Below are 12,304 nucleotides of genomic sequence, written 5' to 3' on the forward strand. Positions count from 1 at the left end.
ATGATTTATATTGATAAAAATGAAAGCCCAGTTACGCCGTTGGATGAAAAAACAATGACGTCTATTATTAGTGCAACGCCATATAATTTATATCCTGATGCAGCATATGAACAATTCAAGGATGCTTATGCTAAATTTTACGGATTATCGTCTGAACAGATTATTGCAGGAAATGGCTCTGATGAATTGATTCAAAAGTTAATGCTGATCATGCCAGAAGGTCCGGCATTAACGCTAAATCCAGATTTTTTTATGTATCAAGCATATGCGGCACAAGTAAATCGTGAAATTGCATTTGTAGATGCAGGATCAGATTTAACGTTTGATTTGGAAACCATTTTAACGAAAATCGATGAAGTACAACCATCATTTTTTATTATGAGTAATCCACATAACCCTTCAGGCAAGCAATTTGATACGGCATTTTTAACAGCTATTGCAGATAAGATGAAAGCAATAAACGGATACTTTGTCATTGATGAAGCATATTTAGATTATGGCATGGCATATGATGTGGAACTGGCACCACACATCTTAAGAATGCGTACATTATCAAAGGCGTTTGGAATTGCCGGCTTAAGATTAGGCGTCTTAATTAGTACTGCTGAAACGATACAGCGTATTCAAACAATAGAACATCCCTACCCATTAAATGTATTTACGCTAAATATTGCGACTTATATTTTTAGACATAGAGAAGAGACAAGTCGATTTTTAACAATGCAACGCCAATTAGCTAATCAGTTAAAACAAATATTTGATACACATGTTGCAGATAAAATGTCAGTATTCCCATCAAATGCTAATTTTGTACTTACTAAGGGTTCAGCGGCGCAACAATTAGGACAATACGTATATGAACAAGGATTTAAACCTCGTTTTTATGATGAGCAGGTAATGAAAGGCTATGTAAGATATTCAATTGCAACAGCATCACAGTTAAAGCAATTAGAAGAAATTGTTAAAGAATGGAGTACAAAATATGATTTATCAAAAACAACGAAACACAGCTGAAACACAACTAAATATTTCAATATCAGATGACCAGTCACCATCGCATATTAATACAGGTGTGGGCTTTTTAAATCATATGTTAACTTTGTTTACATTTCATAGTGGACTGTCGTTAAACATTGAGGCACAAGGTGATATTGACGTAGATGATCACCACGTAACTGAAGATATCGGCATTGTCATTGGCCAATTGTTACTTGAAATGATTAAAGATAAAAAGCATTTCGTTCGTTATGGAACGATGTACATTCCAATGGATGAAACATTAGCACGTGTCGTTGTGGATATAAGTGGGCGTCCATACTTATCTTTCAATGCAACGTTAAGTAAAGAAAAAGTTGGTACGTTTGATACGGAGTTAGTTGAAGAATTTTTTAGAGCAGTCGTAATCAATGCAAGATTAACAACGCATATTGATTTGATTCGTGGTGGTAATACACATCATGAAATTGAAGCTATATTCAAAGCATTTTCCCGTGCATTAGGCATAGCGCTAACTGCAACTGATGATCAGCGTGTGCCGTCATCGAAAGGTGTGATTGAATGATTGTCATCGTTGATTATGGATTAGGGAATATTAGTAATGTAAAACGCGCTATTGAACATTTGGGGTATGAGGTGGTTGTCTCAAATAACCCAAAAATAATCGATCAAGCAGAAACAATCATATTGCCGGGTGTCGGTCATTTTAAAGATGCGATGTCAGAGATAAAGCGATTAAATCTCGATGCAATATTGGCTAAGAATACTGATAAGAAAATGATCGGTATTTGCTTAGGCATGCAATTAATGTATGAGCATAGTGATGAAGGCGATGCATCTGGATTAGGGTTTATCCCAGGAAATATTTCGCGTATCCAAACAGAATACCCAGTGCCGCACTTAGGTTGGAATAATTTAGTGAGTAAGCATCCTATGTTAAATCAAGATGTTTACTTCGTACATTCTTACCAAGCGCCGATGTCAGAAAATGTAATTGCATATGCGCAGTATGGTACTGATATTCCAGCAATCGTCCAATTTAACAATTATATTGGTATTCAATTCCATCCTGAAAAAAGCGGTACATATGGATTACAAATTTTGCGTCAGGCAATACAAGGGGGATTTATAAATGATTGAATTATGGCCAGCGATTGATTTGATTGGGTCAACAAGTGTGAGGTTAACAGAGGGTAAATATGATAGTGAAGAAAAAATGTCGCGTTCGGCTGAAGAAAGTATTGCTTACTATAGTCAATTTGAATGTGTGAATCGTATTCATATCGTCGACTTGATAGGTGCTAAGGCACAGCATGCCCGAGAGTTTGATTATATTAAGTCATTGAGGAGATTAACAACCAAAGATATTGAAGTAGGTGGTGGCATTCGTACGAAGTCACAAATCATGGACTACTTTGCCGCAGGAATTAATTATTGCATAGTTGGAACGAAAGGTATTCAAGATACTGATTGGCTTAAAGAGATGGCACATACATTTCCAGGTCGCATTTATTTATCTGTTGATGCTTATGGCGAGGATATTAAAGTGAACGGGTGGGAAGAGGACACAGAGTTGAATTTATTTAGTTTTGTGAAACAGTTATCGGATATACCTCTTGGAGGTATTATTTATACTGATATCGCTAAAGATGGCAAAATGTCCGGACCTAACTTTGAATTAACTGGTCAATTAGTAAAGGCAACGACGATTCCTGTCATTGCGTCTGGTGGTATTAGACATCAGCAAGATATTCAACGATTAGCGTCGCTAAATGTTCACGCTGCTATTATAGGAAAGGCCGCACATCAAGCATCATTTTGGGAGGGGCTTAAATGATTAAAAAACGTATCATTCCATGTTTAGATGTCAAAGATGGTCGTGTCGTTAAAGGGATTCAATTTAAAGGATTAAGGGATATTGGGAATCCTGTTGATTTAGCAATGTATTACAATGAAGCGGGTGCTGATGAGTTAGTATTTTTAGACATCTCTAAGACGGAAGAGGGTCATAGCTTAATGTTAGAAGTGATTGAACAGACAGCGTCACGCTTGTTTATCCCTCTTACTGTAGGAGGTGGGATTCAAAGTCTCGATGATATTACCCAATTGTTAAATCATGGTGCAGATAAAGTATCATTAAATTCAAGTGCTTTAAAAAATCCACAGCTAATTAAACAAGCGAGTGATAAATTCGGTAGACAATGCATCTGTATAGCAATTGATAGCTATTATGATCCTGAAAGAAAAGCACATTATTGTTGTACGCATGGTGGTAAAAAGATGACAAATATTAAAGTATATGACTGGGTACAGCAAGTAGAACAGTTAGGCGCAGGTGAGCTCCTCGTAACGAGTATGGGACATGATGGTATGAAGCAAGGCTTTGATATTGAGCATCTTGCAAAAATAAAATCTCTCGTAAATATTCCAATCATTGCTTCTGGTGGTAGTGGCAATGCACAACACTTTGTAGAACTATTTAATCAGACGGATGTTTCTGCAGGTTTAGCTGCAAGTATATTACATGATCGAGAAACGACGGTTCAATCTATTAAAGAAGTGATACGGCAAGGGGGTATAGCAGTAAGATGACCAATTACAAAATTGATTTTAGCAAAGGTTTAGTGCCAGCAATTTTACAAGATAATCAAACAAAGCAAGTATTGATGTTGGGTTATATGAACCAAGAAGCTTTTGATAAAACGATAGAAGATGGTGTGGTATGTTTCTATTCGCGGTCGAAACAACGGCTATGGACAAAAGGCGAAACATCTGGTCATACCCAACGTGTTAAAGATATTCATGTAGATTGCGACAATGACACTATTTTAATTGATGTCATACCAAATGGACCAACATGTCATACAGGCAGTCAAAGTTGTTTTAACACAGAAGTTCCATTTTCAGTGCAAACATTAGCGCAGACAGTTCAAGATAGTGCCCAATCCAATAATGAAAAGTCATATACAAAATATTTATTAACAGAAGGTATAGAAAAGATTACAAAAAAATATGGTGAAGAAGCTTTTGAAGTCGTAATTGAAGCAATTAAAGGTGATAAAAAAGCATTTGTAAGTGAAGTAGCAGATGAACTTTATCATTTATTTGTCTTGATGCATGCGCTAGGCGTTGATTTTTCAGAAATTGAGGCGGAATTAGCGCGTAGACATCATAAGCGCAATAACTTTAAAGGCGAACGACAAAATATCGAACAGTGGTAAAGCAAGTATGGACTAAGGTATAAGGAAAAGGATCATGGCTTATGCTTATACACTTACAAATATTGTGGAAAACGTGACATTTTCAATTTTAAAATACGACACCAACATATTTTAACTATGAATGCTGTGATGGTACTAAAGTTGCGAACTCGTTATAGATAACTAGTGGATAATCACGATACGAAATCAAAAATAATTATGAAAAGTAAATTGAGCAACTCAGGAATAGATGTCACTGTTAAAGATGTTGAAAAGTATATGAATCGATATAATGAAGTTATGAAGGGAAAAATGGCGAAAAAGCTAAAGAGAATTTAGTAGCCTTTAATAAAGAAGTAGAAAAACAACAGAAAAAATACTATAAGCAATAGAGATACTTGAGATGCTCTAACTGTAACTGGTTTTGCACATACAACTGCTACAACGGGAGCGATGGCTGCTCTAGGTGTTAGTGGTTCTATTGGCTGGGGTGTCGGTACTGGAATGGCAGCACTTTATGCTGGCGGATCTATTGCTTGTAATAATATGTAGGTGAAAAATATGAAAAAATTATTCAATGAATATTTTTTTACTACGAGTCAAGCAACTGCATTAATTATTTTTTCGTTACCAATGACAGACTTATTCACTAAGAACTTTTTATTATATATGCTTCTATTTATTGTAATAATTGGAAGTACATTTTTTATTGAGAGAGAATTAAGTAAAAAATATTCATTACAGGAAAAAGCTAAAAAGTTATGTTTGTCGTAACTACCTATTAATATCATAGTTGTCATTATATTCTTTGTATTTATACTGTGAATAAAAATATATCTAGCCTGAAATAGAAATGTCATAGCCTATTTAAAAGACAATCTCCATTAGAACTAAGATGTGCATCCCGAAAGTTGGACTAAAAAACTAACTTTATGGGGTGTATTTTTTTGCTAATCATCATAAATTCGAGATTAAGTTAAAGCTAGTTCAAGAGTAATTAAACAATAAATTAAAAATAACACGACATTTACTTTGAGAAGAGAACATGCAATGGTATATATCAATCAAAGTTACGAGCATAATGGTTTATCCTGATACAATCATTGTAGAAGAAATGATATTTTTAGGTTTAAAATACGACACCAGCAAACATTATAACTGTGATAGCTCATAAATCCCTCCATACAGCTAATCTAAAAAAATAATACATCATTGGAATCAAGACCCAAGCATGTAAATATTAAAAATCACAAAAGATATATGTAAAAAAGTTACAATTTGCATAATTAAATTGTGTCTAATTATTGACTAATTAAATTTTGCCAAATATAATATTAATTAATAATTTGAAATGATTAGCGTATACACTTTAAATTCTCTTTGGAGAATATATTTTTTAAATACAAATGTAAACGCTTTCTCGTCAAATTAAACAATAGAAAGGATGGTCATTATGAGTGCTTGGTTAAGTAAATTATTTGAGTTTATTCCTCGAATAATTATCAATTTGTTTATCTAAAATAAAAAAATAGAGGTGCTGACAATGATGAAAAGTCAAAATAAGTATAGTATTCGTAAATTTAATGTAGGTGCATCTTCCATTTTAATAGCTACATTACTATTTTTAAGTGGTGGACAAGCACAAGCAGCTGAGAAGCAAGTGAATATGGGAAATTCACAGGAGGATACAGTTACAGCACAATCTATTGGGGATCAACAAACTAGGGAAAATGCTAATTATCAACGTGAAAACGGTGTTGACGAACAGCAACATACTGAAAATTTAACTAAGAACTTGCATAATGATAAAACAATATCAGAAGAAAATCATCGTAAAACAGATGATTTGAATAAAGATCAACTAAAGGATGATAAAAAATCATCGCTTAATAATAAAAATATTCAACGTGATACAACAAAAAATAACAATGCTAATCCTAGCGATGTAAATCAAGGGTTAGAACAGGCTATTAATGATGGCAAACAAAGTAAAGTGGCGTCACAGCAACAGTCAAAAGAGACAGATAATAGTCAAGATTCAAACGCTAATAACAATCTACCTTCACAAAGTCGAACAAAGGAAGCACTACCATTAAATAAGTCAAATCAAACAAGCCAACGAGAAATTGTTAATAAGACAGAAATAGAAAAAGTACAACCACAACAAAATAATCAAGCGAATGATAAAATTACTAACTACAATTTTAACAATGAAAAAGAAGTGAAGCCTCAAAAAGACGAAAAAACACTATCAGTTTCAGATTTAAAAAACAATCAAAAATCACCAGTAGAACCAACAAAGGACAATGACAAGAAAAATGGATTAAATTTATTAAAAAGTAGTGCAGTAGCAACGTTACCAAATAAAGGGACAAAGGAACTTACTGCAAAAGCGAAAGGTGATCAAACGAATAAAGTTGCCAAACAAGGGCAGTATAAAAATCAAGATCCTATCGTTTTAGTGCATGGTTTCAATGGGTTTACAGATGATATTAATCCTTCAGTGTTAGCTCATTATTGGGGCGGTAATAAAATGAACATTCGCCAAGATTTAGAAGAAAATGGTTACAAAGCTTATGAAGCAAGTATAAGTGCTTTTGGAAGCAACTATGACCGCGCAGTTGAACTTTATTATTATATCAAAGGCGGTCGTGTAGATTATGGTGCAGCACATGCAGCAAAATATGGACATGAACGTTATGGAAAAACATACGAAGGAATTTACAAAGACTGGAAACCAGGACAGAAGGTACACCTAGTTGGACATAGTATGGGCGGTCAAACGATACGTCAACTAGAAGAATTACTGCGTAATGGCAATCGTGAAGAAATAGAGTATCAAAAGAAACATGGTGGCGAAATTTCTCCACTATTCAAAGGTAATAATGACAATATGATTTCATCAATTACTACTTTAGGAACACCACATAATGGTACACACGCATCAGATTTAGCTGGTAATGAAGCTTTAGTGAGACAAATCGTATTTGATATCGGTAAAATGTTTGGTAATAAAAATTCAAGAGTAGACTTCGGGTTGGCTCAATGGGGTCTAAAACAGAAGCCAAATGAATCATATATTGATTATGTCAAACGCGTTAAACAATCTAATTTATGGAAATCAAAAGATAATGGATTTTACGATCTGACGCGTGAGGGTGCAACAGATTTAAATCGTAAAACGTCGTTGAACCCTAACATTGTGTATAAAACATACACTGGTGAAGCAACGCACAAAGCATTAAATAGCGATAGACAAAAAGCAGACTTAAATATGTTTTTCCCATTTGTGATTACTGGTAACTTAATCGGTAAAGCTACTGAAAAAGAATGGCGAGAAAACGATGGTTTAGTATCCGTTATTTCTTCTCAGCATCCATTTAATCAAGCTTATACAAATGCGACGGATAAAATTCAAAAAGGTATTTGGCAAGTAACGCCTACAAAACATGATTGGGATCATGTTGATTTTGTAGGACAAGACAGTTCTGATACAGTGCGCACAAGAGAAGAATTACAAGATTTTTGGCATCATTTAGCAGACGATTTAGTGAAAACTGAAAAGGTGACTGATACTAAGCAAGCATAATTTATAAAGTAAAGGGAGGTATATACAATGACAGCAGACTTCTTTCAATTAATCGGATCATTATTTAGAATTCTAAAAGAATTATTCAAGTAATATCTTGGCGGGGCCCCAACAAAGAGAATTTCGAAAAGAAATTCTACAGGCAATGCGAGTTGGCGGGGCCCCAACATAGAGAAATTGGAACACCAATTTCAACAGGCAATGCAAGTTGGGGTGGAACGACGAAATAAATTTTGCGAAAATATCATTTCTGTCCCACTCCCATTGGCATTTACGTAGTTTAAATGTGCAATTAGAATATATGTATAACAATATTAAACACGCGGTAAAACGAAGTCAGTCAATTCAAACTGATTTCGCCCACCGCGTGTTTTTAACATAGCTTAATAATTAATAAGCATTAATGTTCAATTTATATGGTTGTTTTCCAATAATAAACCTAAAGATATAGAATTCACGCAATATCATACCGACACCTATACATAATCCTAAAATGAATAGTAGTGATATCGCTAGAAAGACCATTGTATTATCCTCAAATATATTTGTATATGCAAACAATGAGTCTAGAATGATTGGATGTAATAAATAAATAAAGAATGAGAAAGCACTAATCATTTGAATCGTATTAAATAACATTGTTTTAAAATGCGTGCAAATACCCAAGATAACAATAAACATAATACTATTATATGGTGTTAATGAATATGAAAAGCTGGTAACGTTCCAATAGTCTCCATTTGCTAACGCAATAAACACAAAATAAGTAGCTACAGCTAATACAATCATAATAACTAAATAACGTTCTAAGAAATTTAATACACGTTCGTAGTTATAACCCATATATGCACCTAAAAAGAAATAAAAAATCCATCCGAATATTATAGTGTTTTCACTTAATGGATAATAGTGTAGCACGGTATCGTGAAACGCTGTGTTGTTCGTAAAGTAATATAAAAATGATTGCTGTAAAATAAAAGATAACAATAATAATATTTTACTATTGAATAGGTTATAGTTAATTTTAAAAATGATATAACTCAAAATAAAGAATTGCATGATAACAACGATAAAATAGCCATACCATTGACCTAATAGGACATTTTCAATAAATTGTTTTTGAAAACTTGTGTCAGTTAATAATGATTCACTATAACTGTAAAATAAACCCATTAATATGTAAGGAATAAGTATATATTTTACGCGTGTAGTTAAGTATCTATAGGTGACTTTTTGGTAATTCAAGGTTGTCAGTAACTGTGACAAGATAATAAAGCAAGGTGTACCAAAAATGACAATATTACGAATATAGAACTGTAGTACTAAAGATCCTCCTTCCATATTCTCATGTTTTAAAGTAATTTGTGTTAATAAATGTGTAACAATAATAATTGCACATATAATGGCACGTAAATATACGAGCTCAAGTCTAATCTTTTTCATGGAATCCGTCCCATCTCTTAATTAAATGCTCAAAAGCATCATCACTAATTAATATTCTAGGGATGTAATAATCATTGGAGTTCGGAGTGACTGCTTTTTCCTCTAATGAAAAACCGTATTTTAACCCAGCTTTTTTGATTACCGGTAATTTATCGTCATTCATCAAGCCATAAGGATAGGCTATAGTTTTCTGCGACTTTTTAAAGTTTTTAGTTAGATATTTTTCACTTTTGTTTAAATCTTTTATGATTGTAGCTTCAGAAGATTTCATTAATTTTGACTTATTATTTTTAGATAAGTTATGCAAATCGTGGGTATGTGTTTCAAATTCCCATAACCCAGTTTTATACATTTCTTTTAGTTCTTTTTTACTAATCATATCGAGGTTGTGAAAGTTTTCTTCCCCAACATGACCTGTGATAATAAACCCAGTTGCCGGTATTTTATATTTTTTTAAGATTGGATAAGCATTTTCATAAATAGTTTCATCCATATCATCAAAGTTAATCCATACACTTCGTTTTGGGAACTTACCTTTTTTCTTGTAATATAAAAATTCTTTCAAGGTTAAAAATTTAGCATCATGTGATTTTAGCCATTTTATTTGAGATTCAAATTGTGATTGACTAACACTATAATTTTTAATTTCTTTACTACTAGAAAAGAAGTAAATGAAATTATTCAGAAAATTCGCTTTTCTTACACGGTGATAATTTAATGCCAGAGCGCTATTTTCTTTATATTTCAGTTTTTTAGGTGGATCGTCATCTGCATTTGCAATATGATGACCATCCAGTGTGCTTACAGGCAATATGATCAAGATACTCAACACTAAAATTATTAATTTTCTATACTTCACGATTCTCTTCCTCTCTGCCATTTTTGAATCAATATGCTAATTGTAAAAAATACAAAAATGATAATCGCGAAAATGCCCATAGTTTCAAATATATCTAAAATTTCAGTATTTTCAATGTTTAAAGCAACACGTATTGTATTGATACTTTCGTCATGAATTTCAAATATAGTACCAATATAAACGAGTAGAACAACTAAACAATATATCCAAAAGACACACGATATAGCGATAAGTGCTGTTTCTCTTACAATATTTAGCGATGATTTTAGCGTTGGGTATTCCCTCTGTCTGGGCTTGACCATGTTGCGTAACCACCTTTCTTACGTTTTAATGCTTTTGGAAATGCGACAAGAACTACTGCTGCGTTAATAATCCAGTATACTGTCGGATACCAGCTTACAAATATGAGTCCAGCCATATTCTTTTTCTCGTAGCGACTATCAATAAAGAGTGCGACTGTAAATTGAATAACGTTTATAAAAGTCATAGTAAATGATGATAGTAGAAATATTGAAAAACTATATGTCATAAATGTATAGTCTAAGAAGTTTGCTGTTATGAACAAATAGCCTAAATATAGAAGCACTATATATACCCATAAAATTGAGATGATTTGCTCAAACATCAAAATATATAAAGGAAACCTTTTCGTTTTCATTGTGCTAAAAAAGTCTCGTAGTAATACTTCGTGTCCCCCTTGAGCCCATCTCACGCGTTGCTTCCAAAGACCTCCCAATGTTTCTGGAACCAACATCCAACACATGGCAAGCGGTTCATACTTAATACGATATCCACGTAAATGCAATTTCCAAGAAACTGCAATATCTTCGGTAATCATATCAGTATCCCAGTAGCCAACGTCGACAACTGCACTTTTTTTAAATAGAGTGAAGACACCCGAAATAGTATTGACTGCGCCAGCAAGTGTCTGACTTCGCTTAATACAGCCAATTAAACTTGCATATTCTATCGTTTGAATTTTACCTAAAATAGAACTCTTATTTCGAATTCTAGGATTACCTGTAACTGCACCAAGTTTTGGATCATGTTTGAAATTTTCAATCATATAATATGGTGCATCTTGATCAACGATAGTATCTGCATCCAAGCACATTACATAATCATATGAAGCCTGTTTAATGCCTTGATTGAGTGCGTTGGCTTTACCTCTGTTTTCTTGTAAATCGACAAAAATAAAGTCATTATTTTCTTTAATTTTATAGATGAGTTCTGCTGTATTATCTGAACTTCCATCATTAATGATAATAATTTCTTTTTTCTCGTATTTGAGTGCAAGAACATTAGACAACGTATCTTCAATCGTTTCACTTTCGTTATAACAGGCAAGTAAAAATGTAATGCCTTCTAATTCATCCACATTTATGTCAGGCTTCTTGTTCAATGAATATCTAATTTCTCTAGTAAAATAGAAATAAATTGAACCGACAATCCAGTAAATAGACATAAATACAGGATAAAAAAGCAAAAAGTTAAAAAATTGCAATTCCTTTACCTACCTTTCGTTAGTTAGGTTGTAAGCCATATGGTAATTGATAGTATTTTAATTTGCAATAGATTGTTGTTATAATTAAACGGAAATATTTGTAATTGCAACTTAATTTTCCTGTAACATAGTGTGATTAATTTTCAGTAGGGGGTTTTAAAAATTGAAGGATAAGATTATTGATAACGCAATAACCTTATTTTCAGAGAAGGGGTATGACGGTACAACACTTGATGATATAGCTAAAAGTGTAAATATAAAAAAAGCGAGTTTATATTACCATTTTGACTCGAAAAAAAGTATTTACGAACAAAGTGTTAAATGCTGTTTTGATTACCTTAATAATATTATTATGATGAATCAAAATAAATCGAACTATTCAATTGATGCTTTATATCAATTCTTATTTGAGTTTATTTTCGACATCGAAGAAAGGTATATTAGAATGTACGTTCAATTATCTAATACGCCTGAGGAATTTTCTGGAAATATTTACGGACAAATACAAGATTTAAATCAATCGTTAAGTAAAGAGATAGCAAAATTCTATGATGAATCAAAGATAAAGATGACAAAAGAAGACTTTCAGAATTTAATATTGCTGTTTCTTGAAAGTTGGTATTTGAAAGCATCCTTTTCGCAAAAATTTGGAGCAGTGGAAGAAAGTAAAAGTCAATTCAAAGATGAAGTGTATTCGCTACTAAATATATTTT

Annotated in this window: 10 protein-coding genes and 1 pseudogene; 7 read left to right on the top strand and 4 right to left on the bottom strand. The window is 32.9% G+C overall.

Annotation, left to right across the window (positions count from 1 at the left end; genetic code table 11):
- From IDG45_RS11795 to lip1, 6 genes and pseudogenes are all read left to right on the top strand, one after another.
- Window positions 1-1,014, top strand: a complete 1,014-nt coding sequence (locus tag IDG45_RS11795) for a pyridoxal phosphate-dependent aminotransferase (protein ID WP_000639179.1) — start codon at window positions 1-3, stop codon at window positions 1,012-1,014.
- Window positions 983-1,561, top strand: a complete 579-nt coding sequence (hisB, locus tag IDG45_RS11800; RefSeq protein WP_000640270.1) for an imidazoleglycerol-phosphate dehydratase HisB — start codon at window positions 983-985, stop codon at window positions 1,559-1,561. The genes IDG45_RS11795 and hisB overlap by 32 nt, the downstream gene beginning before the upstream one ends.
- Window positions 1,558-2,136 carry an imidazole glycerol phosphate synthase subunit HisH gene (gene hisH / locus IDG45_RS11805; protein WP_000635617.1) on the top strand — a complete coding sequence of 193 codons (579 nt, stop codon included), beginning with the start codon at window positions 1,558-1,560 and terminating at the stop codon, window positions 2,134-2,136. Before hisB ends, hisH begins: the two co-directional genes overlap by 4 nt.
- Entirely contained in the window at window positions 2,129-2,833 is a 705-nt protein-coding gene (gene hisA, locus IDG45_RS11810) for a 1-(5-phosphoribosyl)-5-((5-phosphoribosylamino)methylideneamino)imidazole-4-carboxamide isomerase (protein WP_000571733.1), read from the top strand. Before hisH ends, hisA begins: the two co-directional genes overlap by 8 nt.
- Window positions 2,830-4,217, top strand: a pseudogene (gene hisF, locus IDG45_RS13945) (imidazole glycerol phosphate synthase subunit HisF). The gene hisA and the pseudogene hisF overlap by 4 nt, the downstream one beginning before the upstream one ends.
- Before the next feature lie 1,525 nt (window positions 4,218-5,742).
- On the top strand, window positions 5,743-7,785 hold the full coding sequence (gene lip1, locus IDG45_RS11825; protein WP_078098664.1) for a YSIRK domain-containing triacylglycerol lipase Lip1: 2,043 nt from the start codon (window positions 5,743-5,745) through the stop codon (window positions 7,783-7,785).
- A 390-nt stretch (window positions 7,786-8,175) separates the two neighbouring features.
- Here lip1 and icaC read toward each other — a convergent pair whose 3' ends face one another.
- Genes icaC through icaA form a run of 4 tightly spaced genes read right to left on the bottom strand, consistent with a single transcriptional unit; the run spans window position 8,176 to window position 11,591 of the window.
- A complete protein-coding gene (gene icaC, locus IDG45_RS11830; protein ID WP_000723844.1) occupies window positions 8,176-9,228 on the bottom strand; it encodes a polysaccharide intercellular adhesin biosynthesis/export protein IcaC in 1,053 nt (350 codons plus the stop codon).
- Complete coding sequence (gene icaB, locus IDG45_RS11835) at window positions 9,215-10,087, bottom strand: intercellular adhesin biosynthesis polysaccharide N-deacetylase (RefSeq protein ID WP_000877364.1); 873 nt, start codon at window positions 10,085-10,087, stop codon at window positions 9,215-9,217. Before icaB ends, icaC begins: the two co-directional genes overlap by 14 nt.
- The gene (gene icaD / locus IDG45_RS11840; protein WP_000240580.1) at window positions 10,084-10,389 is read right to left on the bottom strand and encodes an intracellular adhesion protein IcaD; all 306 of its coding nucleotides are present in this window, start codon (window positions 10,387-10,389) and stop codon (window positions 10,084-10,086) included. The genes icaB and icaD overlap by 4 nt, the downstream gene beginning before the upstream one ends.
- Window positions 10,353-11,591 (bottom strand): poly-beta-1,6 N-acetyl-D-glucosamine synthase IcaA, encoded by a 1,239-nt coding sequence (gene icaA, locus IDG45_RS11845; RefSeq protein ID WP_001159430.1) that lies wholly within the window; start codon window positions 11,589-11,591, stop codon window positions 10,353-10,355. Before icaA ends, icaD begins: the two co-directional genes overlap by 37 nt.
- Window positions 11,592-11,754: 163 nt before the next feature.
- On the opposite strand from icaA, the gene icaR reads away from it, so the two are divergent.
- On the top strand, window positions 11,755-12,304 hold a 550-nt coding region (gene icaR, locus IDG45_RS11850), incomplete at its 3' end, for an ica operon transcriptional regulator IcaR (protein WP_048523676.1).

Source organism: Staphylococcus sp. EG-SA-10, from assembly GCF_017151945.1.
GTDB classification, from domain to species: domain Bacteria; phylum Bacillota; class Bacilli; order Staphylococcales; family Staphylococcaceae; genus Staphylococcus; species Staphylococcus aureus.